Origin of the sequence: Polaribacter sp. AHE13PA, assembly GCF_019278505.1 — a bacterium.
GTDB lineage: Bacteria > Bacteroidota > Bacteroidia > Flavobacteriales > Flavobacteriaceae > Polaribacter.
In genome coordinates this window covers 3,019,303-3,033,567 of sequence record NZ_CP058985.1, presented here as the reverse complement: position 1 = coordinate 3,033,567, position 14,265 = coordinate 3,019,303, and the positions used below count along the sequence as shown (strand labels likewise).

Here is a 14,265-nt window from a genome sequence, read left to right as displayed (position 1 = left end):
CTGCTTACGCAGGATTTATATCTTGTTGTTGTGTTGTTATTGTTACACACTGCAAAGATGCAACCGAGATAGAGGTTTAAAAATGGACAAAAGTTCCTACTGTTTGGACAAGACAAAAAAGTTAGCAAAAATGCACGCGTGAAGGATAGAGCAAGTTGTTTGAGCTCTTTTAAAGTTTGATAAAACTTTAAAAAGCGAGTTGCGAAAGCCTAACCTGATAAGGGCACTCCCAAGAAAATTAAAAAATGTTGAGTGAAGCTAGAACATAAACCACAAGCTTGTCATTTCGACAATAGGAGAAATCTCATAACAGTGATAACACAACGCCAACCAAACTTTATGATATTTCTTCCAAAATTTCGAAATGACAAAACTGAAAGAAAAAAACTAAATGAACCCTTTTAATCAGTCTTTAAGAGGGGTTTTATAGTGAAGCTGAGGTAAAATATAAACAGTTAATATTCTTTTTTAAATTGAAGTGGAGATTTTTCGACACCCTTTGTAAAAAAGCGCGTAAAATAGGCAGGATCGTTAAAACCAAGCTCGAAAGCAATTTCTTTTACTGTTTTATCGGTGTAAATTAATTGACGTTTTGCTTCTAATAAAATGCGGTTTTTAATAAAGTCTGAAGGCGTTTTTGCACCCAGTTTCTGAAAGTGTTTGCTAATAGATTTTGGCGAAAGTCCTAATCTGTTTGCATAGTCTGTTACAGTATGCATGGTTTTAAAATTCTGCTCTACCAATAAGCTAAAATCTTTAAAAAGACGAGTTTCGGTGTCTTCTTTAATAACGAGGTTTTCTTTTTTTACACGAACAGAAGAAATGATAAATTGCTTTAAATAAGATTGCAACATATCGTACTGTGCGGTTTCGTTTTGCTGAAACTCTTCGATTAAACTTTCTAAAATAAAGTTGAGTTTTTGGGTGTCTTTTTTACAAGGTTTTACAAATGGAGTTTCATAAATATTGTTGAACAGAATTCCGTTACACGCCACTTCTGTATCGTGGGTTTGTATGCAGTAAAAATCTCTTACAAAGGTAAGTTTGTAGGCGGTTTTTATTTGTTCGGAATCTACTGTAAATACTTGTCCGGGTGATAAAAAGAACAACACATTGTCGTTAAATGTATAGCTTTCAAAATCGATATTGTAGGTTCCGCTTCCTTCTTGAATCCAATAAATAGAATAGGCGTTTTGTTGCACAGAATGATCTATGGTACACGCTTTTTCGAATTGAACTGTACTTACAGAAAAGGTTTCTTTAAAGGAATATTTTACAATGTCTTGAACTGCCATATTTTGTTGTTGTGGTTTGTTGGTCGTGTATTTAGTTGAAATCTTGCAATGAAATTAGTTTGCTTCTAAATTTAATTTAAGCTACATTTAACTAACGTTGAATATAGGTTATTAAAACGATATGTATTCAGAGTAACATTTTAAGTCAGCTAAAAAAAATATGAAAAAGGAACAAGAATTTATTATTACTTCAACGAACAATATTGAAGGAGGAGATATATCCAAATACTTAGGAGTTATTAATAACAATGTAGTGGTAGGAACTAATTTGTTTTCTGATATTGGAGCATCACTTTTAGATATTTTTGGTGGAACTTCAAGTTCATATCAAAATAAGTTAAAAAATATTTATGAAACTTCTATTCAGAATTTAAAAATTAAAGCTCGAAATCTTGGTGCAAATGCTATTCTAGGTTTATCAATTGATTTTGATGAGATTTCTGGCGGAAACAAATCAATGTTTATGATTTCGGTTTCTGGAACAGCTGTCTTTGTAGATTATTTAAATAATAATTTAAAAAAAGAATTTATAAAAAAAGATTCTATATCAAATGAATTGCTGAAAAACGAACTTCTAAAACGGGAAGTTTTAGATAGTATTCAAAATAATAAAACTCTTTCTCAGGAGGAGTGGTATTTTCTTCAACAGAACCCAAACTTAATTATATCAGAAAAATTATTAGATAATTTTTTAAAGGAGTATGGAAGTTCAATATCAATGGATAGCGACAAAGGAAAAGTTTTAATTAGTAATATTACAAACTATTTTAGAGCATTAGATAAGGAAGTTTCAATAAACCTTCTTTTTGATAAATTGCCTGAAAACCCAACGCAAGTTTTAAATTTACTAAAAAAGAATAATTTATTCTCGCCAACAAAAGTTTTAAACCTGATTAATAAAGGAGAATTTGGAATAGCTATCATTTGTTTAAATATTGATAAAGAAAATTATTTAGAGAATGATTTAATTGAAATGAATAAAATAGTTGAGTCTTTTGATAATCTTGAAAATACAGGAGAGATAAAAACTTCGAAAAGTTTATTAGGAAAAGATAAAGAAAAATTTATTTGTAAAAATGGTCATACAAACGATATTGAATCAGAATTTTGCGAAACTTTGAATTGTTTACAAAACATAAAAGGGTTAACAAAAAACCAAGTAGGAGAAGTTGAAATTTTCAGGACTAAAGTAGAGGTTTTAAGTTACCTATTTAAGCAGGATTAAGTTAATTCTTCCTCTTCAAATTCAAACCAACAAAAACCAACAAAAAGTAAAATTCCACAACGTAAATATTAGCTTCTTTTGTTATCATTCTTTAGATTAAAATAAATGAATTTATTGACTTACATCAAATAGTTTTACTTGAGACAGCCTTAATTTTACAGTCGAAAAAATAAATAGATTTTAAGATGGTACTTACAGAATTAGATACATTACAAAGGTTTGGTAAAGACAGTAAAGAACGGTTAGAAAAAGCATTATTACACCTTAAAAATGGAAATGGAATTATCTTAATGGATGATGAAGATAGAGAAAATGAAGGTGATTTAGTATTCTCTGCACACCATATGACAAATAATCAAATGGCATTGATGATTAGAAAATGTAGTGGTATTGTTTGTCTTTGTTTGCCGAATGAAAAAGCAGATACATTAGGGTTACCTTATATGGTAAAAGAAAATACAAGTAGCTACCAAACACCTTTTACAATTTCAATTGAGGCAAGAAAAGGTGTTACTACAGGAGTTTCAGCTAAAGATAGATTAACTACAATAAAAGCTGCGAGTAAAGAAAATGCGAATAGCAACGATTTAGCAAAACCTGGGCATATTTTTCCTTTAAGAGCAAAAGATAATGGGGTTTTGGATAGAAAAGGTCATACAGAAGGAAGCGTAGATTTAATGAAATTAGCAGGTTTAAAGCCAGAAGCAGTACTGTGTGAATTAATGAATGACGACGGAACAATGGCAAAAATTGACACGATTTCAGAATTTGCGATTGAACACAATTTGATGGTGTTAACAATACAAGATATTATTCATTATCGTAAATTTGTAAGAGACTACAAATAGATGATAAATAATATTGAACTGATTAACTTCATAAAAAAGAATATACATATTGATGATGAAGATTTAAAAATCGTGTTGTCTTATTTTAAAACAATTAAAAAAAAGAAAAATGACATTTTACTTTCAAATGGTAAAAATAGTCAGGCTAGTTATTTCGTGAAAAAAGGGTGTTTAAGATTATTTTACATCAATGAAGAGGGGAAAGATGTAACGCGTTATATTGCTTTTGAAAATCAGTTTGCGACAGAATTGGTTAGTTTTATAACCAAAGAACCTGCGCAAGAAACCATTCAGGTTGTTGAAAATAGTGAACTTCTATACATCACGCACGATGATTTTAGACATCTTATGACTATTGTTCCTAAATGGAAAGATTTTTATAGTATCTATTTAGAAAAGGCATATGTAAATAATTCTAAGAGATTGATCTCATTTACGACACTAGATGCATCAGAGCGATACAAGCAATTATTCAAGATAAACCCAAACATTGTTAAGCGTTTACCAAACAAAATTGTAGCTTCTTACATCAATATATCACAAGAAACATTGAGTAGAATAAAATCTAAAATTTGATTATAAAACACGATCAAAACATGAATTTATGATGTCTTGCATTCGCATATTTTGTTTTGTGATTAGTTGACTTTAAAAAGTGGACAACAATTAATGTCAGCAAATAGTTATAAAAACTCTCTTAAAATAAAAAGGGGTAAATGAATACATCATTTCCCCTTTTACAATTCATAGCAATTTTTAATTTCCCTTTTCAAAAGACTTAACTATAATAACAATAATATACTATGTAAAAAAAATAATTTTAAATAAAGAATACGCGATACTTTTGCGTATTCTTTATTCTAATAAAATTTATATCCCCCAATATAAATTTCATAATTATTTTTATTTTAAATAACTCTATCTTCTAAAAACCAGTATTTAAATACCTTTAACTCTCATAAAAGTAACATGTACTTTTCCTTTTTCATTCGTTGGATTAGAAAACATAGTACTAATTGAAACAGACAAAGCATAACCAATATATTCGCTTTTCACATTCATAGAATGTTTAAATTTTAACGATTGGCATATGTAGATTTCAATCTTCAAAAATAGAATTGTCAAAAAGACAAACAAAGTCTATTTGAGGAAAGTTAAAAAAATCTAAAAAAAATTACTTGTAGTATTTTACAATAGATTGTAGATGTTCTTTAAAATTATCTACCACAGATTTTGGTGAAATAATTTTAATCCATTGGTTAAACTTTAGCATCTCCATGATAAACTCGTAATTTGGTTTGAGTTCAACTTCAATCGTTCCCCAAATATCAGGATCAGCGTAATCTAACGCATCTGAATTCCATTTTACAGGTTCAACCACAAGACGTTGACTAGCATGTATTGGTTTGCTTATCAGATACTTTAAATGATGATTGGCAACTTGTAATATGATTTTCTCTACTTTTGTTTCATCATTTAAAATACCAATTGCATCTTTAAAATAAATATTATGATCAAAAGGAATTGCTTCTAACATTTTTCTTTTAAAGATTCTAATTTCTTGTAAACGTTTATCTAAACAAAATGACGTGATTTTAGCATCTATAGGGCAATACGCAAGCAAATACCAAGCTTTATCTTTTTCTTTTAAATGTAAAGGTTGGAAGGCTTTTTTACTAATTTCTTCAAAATAATTATCATCATACCAACCTTTGTAACTTATATGAATTACATACTTGTTTTCTATGGCATTAATTAGCCCTAACAAATCTAACTTACTATTTAATGAAGATTTTTCTGTAGTTACACAAGAATGATTTTCAGATGCTTTTTTACTTATTAATAAGTGCTCGCATCTATTAAAAATATCTGTAATTTCTTCGGATACATTACCGCTTTTAACAAAATAGCCATAACCTCTTTTTAATGAAATATGAACGCCAAACTCATTTTTAATAAATTGCAAATCTCTATGAACCGTTTTTGGACTGTTAGAATTTAATTTACTCAAAAATTCATTTTCAATAAATTCTGATTGTTTATCCTGTAGTTTTTGTTGAAGTTCTTTATGCGTTACATATAAATCATTATCCACACCAAAGGCTTTTGGATTTGTAATAATTTTTAAGATATAGTAGCGCCTTAGAAATTCTGGAGACATTTTAATAATTTAGGCTACAAGATTACAAAAAAAGTTTAATCTTTATACATTCAATTCTATATTAGATACCTGTGCTTTTTAGTAAACAAGATTTTCTTAATACAAAGTGGTTTATTGCCGAAAAATTGATTCAGTTACTTGTTGGTATCTTTATTATTCCTAAAATTTTTAATTCACTTGGTGTTTTAAATATTGGGAAACTTAAGTTTGCTGAAACATTTATTGCCTTTTTTGCACCTGTATTATTTTTAGGCTTATCTGCAATTTGTATTCGAGAGATCATTTTTAATCCGAAAAAAACAAAAGAAATTTTAGTAACTGCGTTCTACTTGCGCCTTTTTAGCTGGATTTTATTTTTCCTTGGACTTTTAATTTACAATTACTTTTATAATAGTAACGAACTATTTTGGCTCTACTTTTTAATTGGTTTTAGTTATTTTATAAGGATTACAGATGTTTTCGAATATTATTTTTATGCTATTAAAAAAACGAATTATATTTTTATAAGTAAAATTTCAAGCTTATTTTGTATTGTTTTATTACAATATTATGGAGTTGAAAATCAACTTGGAATTCAATATTTTGCATCACTTTTAATTATTGATTTCTTATTGCAAGGAATTATTTACGGCTTTATTTTTATTACTAAAACCTCTATCAAACTTAAAAATAAATATTTTTCTATATTGATGGCAAAATATTTATTAAAAAACTCTTATCCTTTAATACTTTCAAATTTATTAGTATCTCTCTATATTTCTATTGATGATTTTATTTTAAAATACTATTTTGGTGATGCTGCAATAGGTCTTTTTGCTACTATTGATTTTCTAGTCATTGCTCTTACCTGGAGTATTGGTTTTTCAATAATTAATGCATTATATCCTTCTTTGGCAGAATCTTATAAAACGGATATCAATATATATCAGAAAAAAATAAGTGCTTTGTATAAATACATGCTATTATTAGGGGGTCTAATAGGATTATTTTATACATTTTTTGGAACCTCTATTTTAAGCACTTTTTTTAATGAAAGCTATATTTCTATCGCTACTCCTCTAAAGATATTTAGCTGGTCGCCAATATTCATTTTTCTAGGAATGGTTTTTGAAAAACACCTCATCAATAGTAATCAACTTAAAAAAAATGTATACCGATTTATTGTAGGCTGTTTTATAAATTTAACTTTAGGCCTTCTTTTAATTCCTTCTTACAGAATAATGGGAGCCGCAATTTCTATGCTTTTTAGTCATTTTATTACTAATTTAGGGTTTATAATTTTTGATGGTAAAAATAGAAACCATTTAAAATTTATTTTTCTTAAATAAGATTAAAACAAATCATAGTTTACTAAAAATAAACAATCTAACTAGTCTTCTAATAAATCAAAGCCGTTTCCAACAAGTATTAATTTATTCATTTGTTTTATTTGTAATTAAATTCAACAAAACAAAAACTACCAAAGCAGGCAACACCCAACCCAAACTGTGTTCTGCAAGCGGAATAAAACTTTTAATGCCGGTTAAGTTTTCTCTAGGAATGATAAAACCTAAGAAATCCGGAATACTAAAGATAAAAGTTACAATTACAACACCTCTAAAAACCAATTTAGAAGCATATTTTTCTGGTACCACATTTAGTAAAATCAGCATAATGGTTATTGGGTAGACAAACATTAACGCAGGCACGGCAACATCAATAATAAAACCAACATTGTAGCTTCCAACAATAATTCCAACAATGGAAGCAATTGCAGCCGTAATAACATATGCCGTTTTAGAATTGTTGCAAATTCCTTTTATATAATCTGCAGTTCCGGTAACAATACCAACTGCTGTTGTAAAACAAGCTAAAGCAACCAATACACTTAAAAAAGTAGTACCTAAATTACCTAAGGTTTTAGTACTTAAACCAGATAAAATTTCAATTCTGGTAGCATCTTCTGTAAACGTAGCACTGAATAAAGATCCGCTTAAAATTAAACCTCCGTAAATTAATAACAAACCAATCCCAGATATATACCCCGCTTTTCTAATTAATGTTCTTTTCTCTAAAAAAGTTGTGTGATTGCTGTAATCTAAAGAAATAATAATTACGGCTCCAACCACAACACCTGCAATGGCATCAAAAGTTTGATATCCTTCTAAAATTCCGTCTACAAAAGGGTTTTTAAAGGATGATGGATTTACGGTTCTTGGAGAAGTAAAAAAGGCAATCGAAATAATGACCAATAAAATTATTACAATAATTGGCGTTAAGAATTTACCAATTAAACTAATTATTTTAGAGCGATTTACCGCAAAAATAAACACTAAAACAAAGTAAACAATACTTGTTAAAATAGATGGTGAATCAAAAAAAGGTTGAATTGCCATTTCATGAGTAACCGCAGCAGTTCTTGGTGACGGAATTGCCGCCGCTATAATGTATATTAAAAAACAAAAAATAGTACTAAAAACAGGTGACACTTTCTTACCAAAATCGTACAAAGTTCCTTGTAATCTTGCGTGCGCAAAAATGGCAAAAATAGGAATAATGATGGCTGTTAAGATAAAACCTAAAACAACAATCCACCAATCTGATCCAGATTTAACACCTAAAGTTGGTGGTAAAATTAAATTTCCAGCCCCAAAAAAGAGTGAAAATAATGCAAAACCTGCAATCCAAATATCTCTTGTTTTGTTCAATTTAGTTTACTTTTTTAAAGTTTAAATGATTAAAGTCGAAACTAAAATCTGTAATTGGTGCAATAAATTTCATGGTTGCTCCTGTGGTATTTCCTTTTTCATCAAAAGAAAATTGTACAAAAACATCTGCATCATAACTTCTATTGTTCCATTTTGCAACGTAGGTTGTTTGGTTGTATGGCAATAATTCTCCAAATAAAGTAGCAGAGCGTTCACATTTTATACTGTAAGAATTTCCATCATTAGAAATGGTCATATTACCAAACCAAGCATCATTATAAGTACCCACAATTTGTGAAGGTCTTGGCAAGCTTTTATCTGCTTTCGCTACTGCAACTTTATTATAAACACTTGCTTTTATACTGTCGTTGTATTTTAAATACTTGGTATTATTAGTTCCTAGTTTTTCGATCCAGTTTCTATTTTCATAACCTAAATAAGTGTCTTTTACCGTATTTGTAATGGTGTTAAAAGCACTTCCGTTCATTTGGTTTGTTAATACGATAATCGCCAAATCTAAATCTGGTATCATAGTAAACTGAGTAACGGTACCCAATAAACCACCAGTATGATACACTTGTTTGTGTCCGCCTTTAACATCGGTTACAAACCAACCCAAACCATAGCCTTTAAAGTTAGAATTATAAGAATCATCTTTAGAAACTTTTAAAGGAGTTTGTAATTGCCAAAGTTCATGAAATTGAGCTTCACTTAGCAAGCGCTCTCCGTTTTTGGTAACAGCATCATTCATTAAAAAATTTGCCCAAGTTAACATGTCGTTTACGTTACTCATAATTCCACCAGCTGGGTTTGCAGTATCGCTCCAATCATGCGGAATTTGAATTACTTTTTCTTCTGTTCTTGTGTGTGCATCAATAATATTTGTTCTGTTAGTAACTCTATTGTAAGATGCTTTACTGTTGTTCATACCAACGGGTTTCATAATCTTAGTTTCAATAAACTCTTCCCAAGTAAGTCCGCTAACACGTTTTAAAACCTCTCCTGCAACAATAAACATATTGTTGTTATATTTAAAATCGGTTCTAAATTTACTCGATGGTTTTAAATATTTTACATTTTTAATGATGTCCTCTGTGGTAAAATTATTGTTTTCAGGAAAAAACATTAAATCTCCAGACCCTAAATCTAAACCACTTCTGTGTGTAACTAAATCTCGAACTGTAATATTTTGGCTAATCCAAGCATCGTACATTTCAAATTCCGGAATGTGTTTACGTACTTTATCATCCCAATTTAATTTCCCAGCATCTACCATCATCGCCAAAGCAAAACAAGTAAATCCCTTACTATTAGACGCAATACCAACCAAGGTGTTTTCATTCATGTCTTTTTTGTTGGTTAAAGAACGAACTCCGTGACCTTTTGCGTAGACTATTTTTCCATCTTTTAAAATTCCGACAGAAATACCAGGAACGTCAAAAGTTTTTAAGGTTTCTTCTATTAAATTATCGAGTTGTTTCTCGTTAATTTGTGCGTTTAAGGTTAATGAAATAAGGAAAAGAGAGAGTAGTATTGCTTTTTTAAGAAACATAGAATAAAGTTGTTGAATTTACTCCAAATATAGTAAATAGTTTTACGATGTTTTAGATTTCTAAAAACGAATCAAACACTATATTTGTTTCTATGATTTTAGTCTACAAAAACGCTAATATTTTTTATACAGATCAAGGGAAAGGATCTGTTGTTGTTCTCATACATGGTTTTTTAGAGAATTCCACTATGTGGGATAAAATTGTACCTGAACTCACTAAAAGAAACAGAATAATTACCATTGATTTATTAGGGCATGGGAAGTCTGATTGTTTGGGTTATGTACATTCTATGGAGTTGTTTTCAGAGACTATAGAAGCTGTTTTAAAACACTTAAAAATCAGAAAATTTATTTTGGTTGGCCATTCTCTTGGAGGCTATATTTCTTTGGTTATTTCCAAAATGAATCCTTCTAAAATAAAGGGCTTGTGCTTATTAAACTCAACTTCTGAAAAAGATTCTGAAGAACGGATTAAAATAAGAACAAGAGCAAATAAAATGGTGCAGAATAATTTTGAAATCATGGTAAGAATGTCGATTTCAAATTTATTTAATCAAGAAAATTTATTGAAATTTAAAGAAGAAATAGAAGTGGTAAAAAAAGAAGCTATGCAGACTTCTTTACAGGGTTATGTTGCTGCGAATGAGGGAATGAAAAATCGCTTAAATACCAATGCTGTTTTAGCTGAAAATAATTTTAAAAAATTGATAATTGTTGGTGAGAAAGATCTTGTTTTAGATTTAGAAACTTCTATAGTGGAGGCTAAAAAGACAGATACCGAACTTATTATTTTTCCTGACGGACATATGAGTCATATTGAAAATACTCCAGAACTAATTATTACTTTAAAAAAATTCATAAAAGCCTGTATATCTTAATTTTTATTTGTAATTTCTCGAAAATTTCAGCGACTATGTAGAAAATACAATCGATGAAACACATAATTACACTTTTAGTTCTTATAATTTCCACTTCACTATATGCTCAAGATTACAATACCAAAAAAGGTTTTGTTGCAGAGGGGTATGATGTGGTTTCTTATTTTAACAACACCGCAGTAAAAGGAGATAAAAGATTTGTTGCAGATTACGATGGTGTGCAATTTAAGTTTTCATCAAAAGAGAATTTAGAAATTTTTAATACATCACCTAAAAAATACGTTCCTGCTTATGGAGGATATTGTGCATATGCAATTGGAGCAAAAGGAGAGAAGGTTTCTATAGATCCGGAAACATTTGAGATTAGAGATGGAAAATTATATCTATTCTACAATTCTTGGGGAATAAATACGTTAGAGTTATGGAAGGAAGAAGGTGCTGAAGATTTAAAAATAAAAGCAGACAAAAACTGGTTGAAAATTAATAAAAAATGATGATTGAAAGCAATGTCGGGGGATTTTGTGAATGTTGTAAAAAAAAGAGCTGATTCAATCAGCTCTTTTTTATATTTACCCCTTATGTAATTTCGAAACTTCTTTAGATTATTCATTATTAGTGCTTATATCTACTCGATATTAAAACAATCTTTAATCTCAGAAATATTCGAATGAGCTTTATAATTTACTCAACTACTAATAAATAATATGTTTTTTTACCACGTTGTAACAACACATATTTATTTGCAATTAAATCTTGTTTAGTAATAGAATAATCTTCTTTTATTTTTTCTTTATTTACCGAAATTGCATTTTCTTTTAAAGCTCTTCTTGCATCTCCATTAGATTTTAAGAAATTTGTTTTAGCAGCCAAAGCACCAATCATATCTAAACCTTCCTCAATATCAGTCGTAGATACTGTTGCTTGTGGTACTCCATCAAAGACATCTAAAAACGTTTGTTCATCTAAAGACTTTAAATCAGAAGCAGTAGATTTCCCGAATAAAATATTAGAAGCTTTTAAAGCATTTTCATAAGCTTCTTTACCATGTGTTAAAATAGTAACTTCTTCCCCTAATTTTTTCTGTAACAAACGTAAATGCGGATTTTCTTTGTGCTCAGCAATTAAGTTTTCTACAGTTTCTTTGTCTAAAAATGTAAACTTTTTAATAAAGTTCTCTGCATCTTCATCCGAAGAATTTAACCAATATTGATAATATTTATAAGGTGAAGTTCTGTCTGTATTTAACCAAACATTTCCACCTTCTGTTTTACCAAATTTGGTTCCGTCTGCTTTTGTTACTAAAGGAACCGTAATTGCATACGCTTTTCCTTGTGCTTTTCTACGAATTAATTCTGTACCTGTGGTAATATTTCCCCACTGATCAGAACCACCCATTTGCAGTCTACAATTTTTTTCTTGGTATAAATGATAAAAATCGTATCCTTGAAATAATTGGTAGGTGAATTCTGTAAAACTCATACCAACTGAAGATTCAGAACTCAAACGTTTCTTTACAGAATCTTTAGCCATCATGTAGTTTACAGTAATATGTTTTCCTGTATCTCTTACAAAATCGATTAATGAAATATCTTTCATCCAATCGTAATTGTTAACCAATTCTGCTTTGTTTTCTGCGGTAGCATCAAAATCTAAAAAACGTTCTAAATTTTCTCTAACTCCGGCTATATTTTTAGCTAATGTTGCTTCGTCTAACAAATTACGTTCAGCAGATTTTCCAGAAGGATCACCAACCATACCAGTAGCTCCACCAATTAAAGCAATAGGATTATGACCTGCATTTTGAAAGTGTTTCAAAATAAATATTTGCACCAAACTACCAATATGTAGTGAGTCTGCAGTTGGATCAAAACCAATATAACCAGCAGTTTTATTTTTTAATAAATAGTCTTCAGTGTCTGGCATAATATCATGCAATAATCCACGCCAGCGTAATTCTTCAACAAAATTTGTCATTATAAGTCTAAATTAATTCAATTCAAAATACGAATGCCAAATTCAGCTTGTTTAAGTTTTGTGTCTTGATCGTTTAAATTATCAATCTGGACAAGCTCAATTTGACATCTTATAGCAATTATTTATTTGCTATTTTTCATTATGCAAAGATAAACTTATCAATGAAAATATCATAAATTCGCGTTATGATTTTAGTTACTGGAGGAACAGGTTTGGTTGGCGCACATTTATTGTATCATTTGGTTAAGAATGATGAAAAAATACGTGCTATTTACCGTTCTGAAGAAAGAATTAAAAAAGTAAAAGAAGTCTTTTCTTTTTATACGGATGATGTTGAGGACTTAATTTCTAAAATAGAATGGTTTAAAGCAGATATTACAGATGTTCCTGCTATGATTCCTGCTTTTATTGAAATTGAAAAAATATATCACTGCGCAGCATTTATTTCCTTTAATCCGAAAGATTATAGGGAAATGCGTAAAGTAAATATACATGGAACAGCGATTATTGTAAACCTTGCCATTGATGCAAATGTTCATAAAATTTGTTTTGTAGGTTCTATTGCTTCTGTGGGAGATTCTCTAAAAGGTGGTCTTATCACCGAAGAGAATGAATGGAACCCAGAATCTGATAATAGTGGATATTCGATAACGAAATTTGGGGGAGAAATGGAAATTTGGCGTGCAAGCCAAGAAGGAGTAGATGTAGTTATAGTAAACCCAGGTATTATTTTAGGGAGTGGTTTTTTTACAGCGGGTTCTGGTAAAATGTTTACACAGGTTTATAACGGTTTTAGCTATTATACAGAAGGAATTACTGGTTTTGTAGGTGTAAAAGATGTGGTTGCAGCAATGATTAAATTGATGAATTCTAGCATTAAAAATGAACGTTTTATTTTAGTTGCAGAGAATAAATCTTTTAAAGAAATTTTCTTTTCTATCGCAGATGCTTTCGGTAAAAAAAGACCAACAAATAATATTAAGCCTTGGCAAACTGCTATTTTTTGGAGAGTTTCTTGGGTGTTGTCTCTATTTTCAAGAAAAGCACCATTGTTGAGCAAGTATTCAGCAAGAAGTGCACATTCAATATCTAAATACTCCTCAGAAAAAATTGAAAAAACAATACCTTTTCAATTTGAGAAAATTGATACTGTTATTAAAGAGGTATCTCAGAAATACGTTAAATCTTTATCTGAAATTCCTCCAAATTAGGATCTAAAATCTTTTCTTCCTTTCTTATAGAATCTAATTTTTTTAACTTTTTTCCAACTTTTTTAATAGAGTCTCTTCTAATAGAGTCTTTTCGTGAGCTTATTTTATTGTAAAAATCCTTTTTATCTTCTAAGTTTTTTTTAACATCGGTAATCATTTCCTCATATAAATCTATTTTAGAGGTATAGTATAAGTTGCTATTTTGAAAACGTAGGCTATCAATTTTATACTTATCATATATAAAAGCCATGTAATTTACTTTCTTTTGCTCGTTTTTGTTTTGTATAAATTTTGCAGAAGAAGCAATCATCATATCCCCAAGTAATAAAGTCATTGTATCTCTAGGGATGAGGTCTTCTGGTTCTTTAAAAATAGTGTTACTTGTACAAGATGCCAAGAAAAGAAAAACAAAAAAATAACTTAAATTTTTCATA

14 protein-coding genes are annotated in these 14,265 nt (G+C 29.5%); 7 read left to right on the top strand and 7 right to left on the bottom strand.

The window, feature by feature from the left end:
- Positions 1 to 455 precede the first annotated feature (455 nt).
- Positions 456 to 1,295 (bottom strand): helix-turn-helix domain-containing protein, encoded by an 840-nt coding sequence (locus H0I28_RS13005; protein WP_218759372.1) that lies wholly within the window; start codon positions 1,293 to 1,295, stop codon positions 456 to 458.
- A gap of 160 nt (positions 1,296 to 1,455) precedes the next feature.
- Here H0I28_RS13005 and H0I28_RS13000 point away from each other — a divergent pair, with 160 nt between their 5' ends.
- The 3 genes from H0I28_RS13000 to H0I28_RS12990 all read left to right on the top strand — a co-directional run bounded on the left by H0I28_RS13000 (position 1,456) and on the right by H0I28_RS12990 (position 3,944).
- Entirely contained in the window at positions 1,456 to 2,520 is a 1,065-nt protein-coding gene (locus H0I28_RS13000) for a YbjQ family protein (RefSeq protein WP_218759371.1), read from the top strand.
- A gap of 185 nt (positions 2,521 to 2,705) precedes the next feature.
- Positions 2,706 to 3,368, top strand: a complete 663-nt coding sequence (ribB, locus tag H0I28_RS12995) for a 3,4-dihydroxy-2-butanone-4-phosphate synthase (RefSeq protein WP_218754730.1) — start codon at positions 2,706 to 2,708, stop codon at positions 3,366 to 3,368.
- A complete protein-coding gene (locus H0I28_RS12990) occupies positions 3,369 to 3,944 on the top strand; it encodes a Crp/Fnr family transcriptional regulator (RefSeq protein WP_218759370.1) in 576 nt (191 codons plus the stop codon).
- 363 nt (positions 3,945 to 4,307) lie between these two features.
- Here H0I28_RS12990 and H0I28_RS17660 read toward each other — a convergent pair whose 3' ends face one another.
- Together H0I28_RS17660 and H0I28_RS12985 are read right to left on the bottom strand one after the other, a co-directional pair.
- Positions 4,308 to 4,430 (bottom strand): hypothetical protein, encoded by a 123-nt coding sequence (locus tag H0I28_RS17660; protein ID WP_302850259.1) that lies wholly within the window; start codon positions 4,428 to 4,430, stop codon positions 4,308 to 4,310.
- A 112-nt stretch (positions 4,431 to 4,542) separates the two neighbouring features.
- Positions 4,543 to 5,529: a YafY family protein gene (locus H0I28_RS12985; protein WP_218759369.1), complete on the bottom strand. Its 987-nt coding sequence runs from the start codon at positions 5,527 to 5,529 to the stop codon at positions 4,543 to 4,545.
- Between the two features lie 71 nt (positions 5,530 to 5,600).
- On the opposite strand from H0I28_RS12985, the gene H0I28_RS12980 reads away from it, so the two are divergent.
- A complete protein-coding gene (locus H0I28_RS12980; RefSeq protein ID WP_302850258.1) occupies positions 5,601 to 6,857 on the top strand; it encodes a polysaccharide biosynthesis C-terminal domain-containing protein in 1,257 nt (418 codons plus the stop codon).
- An 84-nt stretch (positions 6,858 to 6,941) separates the two neighbouring features.
- Here the strand turns inward: H0I28_RS12980 and brnQ are convergent, their stop codons facing one another.
- Both brnQ and H0I28_RS12970 read right to left on the bottom strand, forming a co-directional pair.
- Complete coding sequence (brnQ, locus tag H0I28_RS12975) at positions 6,942 to 8,216, bottom strand: branched-chain amino acid transport system II carrier protein (protein WP_218759367.1); 1,275 nt, start codon at positions 8,214 to 8,216, stop codon at positions 6,942 to 6,944.
- Between the two features lies 1 nt (position 8,217).
- Entirely contained in the window at positions 8,218 to 9,768 is a 1,551-nt protein-coding gene (locus H0I28_RS12970; RefSeq protein ID WP_218759366.1) for a serine hydrolase, read from the bottom strand.
- Positions 9,769 to 9,860: 92 nt separating this feature from the next.
- Between H0I28_RS12970 and H0I28_RS12965 the strand changes: the two genes are divergently transcribed.
- Positions 9,861 to 10,646, top strand: coding sequence for an alpha/beta fold hydrolase (locus tag H0I28_RS12965; RefSeq protein WP_218759365.1), 786 nt, complete (start codon positions 9,861 to 9,863; stop codon positions 10,644 to 10,646).
- 53 nt (positions 10,647 to 10,699) lie between these two features.
- Positions 10,700 to 11,140, top strand: a complete 441-nt coding sequence (locus H0I28_RS12960) for a YHS domain-containing (seleno)protein (protein WP_218731888.1) — start codon at positions 10,700 to 10,702, stop codon at positions 11,138 to 11,140.
- Positions 11,141 to 11,327: 187 nt separating this feature from the next.
- Here H0I28_RS12960 and tyrS read toward each other — a convergent pair whose 3' ends face one another.
- Positions 11,328 to 12,620 (bottom strand): tyrosine--tRNA ligase, encoded by a 1,293-nt coding sequence (gene tyrS, locus H0I28_RS12955; RefSeq protein WP_218759364.1) that lies wholly within the window; start codon positions 12,618 to 12,620, stop codon positions 11,328 to 11,330.
- 185 nt (positions 12,621 to 12,805) lie between these two features.
- On the opposite strand from tyrS, the gene H0I28_RS12950 reads away from it, so the two are divergent.
- Positions 12,806 to 13,831 carry an NAD-dependent epimerase/dehydratase family protein gene (locus H0I28_RS12950; RefSeq protein ID WP_218759363.1) on the top strand — a complete coding sequence of 342 codons (1,026 nt, stop codon included), beginning with the start codon at positions 12,806 to 12,808 and terminating at the stop codon, positions 13,829 to 13,831.
- Here H0I28_RS12950 and H0I28_RS12945 read toward each other — a convergent pair.
- Positions 13,800 to 14,264: a DUF4296 domain-containing protein gene (locus H0I28_RS12945; protein WP_218731885.1), complete on the bottom strand. Its 465-nt coding sequence runs from the start codon at positions 14,262 to 14,264 to the stop codon at positions 13,800 to 13,802. The genes H0I28_RS12950 and H0I28_RS12945 overlap by 32 nt on opposite strands.
- Position 14,265 lies beyond the last annotated feature (1 nt).

What these genes read in the sequence shown, in the direction of transcription:
- H0I28_RS13000 (WP_218759371.1), top strand. Translation starts at nt 1,456, where the DNA reads ATGAAAAAGGAACAAGAATTTATTATTACTTCAACGAACAATATTGAA.
- H0I28_RS12945 (WP_218731885.1), bottom strand. Translation starts at nt 14,264, where the DNA reads ATGAAAAATTTAAGTTATTTTTTTGTTTTTCTTTTCTTGGCATCTTGT.
- H0I28_RS12965 (WP_218759365.1), top strand. Translation starts at nt 9,861, where the DNA reads ATGATTTTAGTCTACAAAAACGCTAATATTTTTTATACAGATCAAGGG.
- H0I28_RS12985 (WP_218759369.1), bottom strand. Translation starts at nt 5,529, where the DNA reads ATGTCTCCAGAATTTCTAAGGCGCTACTATATCTTAAAAATTATTACA.
- H0I28_RS12950 (WP_218759363.1), top strand. Translation starts at nt 12,806, where the DNA reads ATGATTTTAGTTACTGGAGGAACAGGTTTGGTTGGCGCACATTTATTG.
- ribB (WP_218754730.1), top strand. Translation starts at nt 2,706, where the DNA reads ATGGTACTTACAGAATTAGATACATTACAAAGGTTTGGTAAAGACAGT.
- H0I28_RS12960 (WP_218731888.1), top strand. Translation starts at nt 10,700, where the DNA reads ATGAAACACATAATTACACTTTTAGTTCTTATAATTTCCACTTCACTA.
- H0I28_RS12990 (WP_218759370.1), top strand. Translation starts at nt 3,369, where the DNA reads ATGATAAATAATATTGAACTGATTAACTTCATAAAAAAGAATATACAT.
- tyrS (WP_218759364.1), bottom strand. Translation starts at nt 12,620, where the DNA reads ATGACAAATTTTGTTGAAGAATTACGCTGGCGTGGATTATTGCATGAT.
- H0I28_RS13005 (WP_218759372.1), bottom strand. Translation starts at nt 1,295, where the DNA reads ATGGCAGTTCAAGACATTGTAAAATATTCCTTTAAAGAAACCTTTTCT.
- H0I28_RS12970 (WP_218759366.1), bottom strand. Translation starts at nt 9,768, where the DNA reads ATGTTTCTTAAAAAAGCAATACTACTCTCTCTTTTCCTTATTTCATTA.
- H0I28_RS17660 (WP_302850259.1), bottom strand. Translation starts at nt 4,430, where the DNA reads ATGAATGTGAAAAGCGAATATATTGGTTATGCTTTGTCTGTTTCAATT.